This is a genomic window from Saccharothrix sp. ST-888, assembly GCF_000955975.1.
Lineage (GTDB): Bacteria > Actinomycetota > Actinomycetes > Streptomycetales > Streptomycetaceae > Kitasatospora.
In genome coordinates this window covers 1-325 of sequence record NZ_JYJF01000785.1, presented here as the reverse complement: position 1 = coordinate 325, position 325 = coordinate 1, and the positions used below count along the sequence as shown (strand labels likewise).

Sequence of the window (325 nt, the reverse complement as noted above, 5' to 3'; positions counted from 1 at the left end):
GGCGTGCTGCGCGCCCGCAGCCGACCCGCCCGCGAACCGCTGGCCCCGCGGCCCACGCTGGCGTACCTGCCCCGGCTGATCGAGGGTACCGGGCTGAGCCTGAGCAGCGAACCCAGCCCCGGTGACCCGCCCTGGCCGGAAGCGGTCGAGCGGGCGGCCTACCGCGCCGTCCAAGAGGCCCTGACCAACATCGCCAAGCCCGCCCCCCGCGCCCCCGTCGGGGTCCGCCTCCCCGCCCGGGCCGCCCGGCTGCTGGTCGAGGTCCACAACGAGCGCCCGCCCCGGCGGCCGGGGGCGATGCCGCTGCCCGGCGGCGGGCACGGCC

General features: G+C 80.6%; 1 pseudogene. It reads left to right on the top strand.

Annotated features, from left to right (window positions below):
- Positions 1–325: pseudogene (locus UK12_RS42400) on the top strand (sensor histidine kinase); the annotation flags it as partial.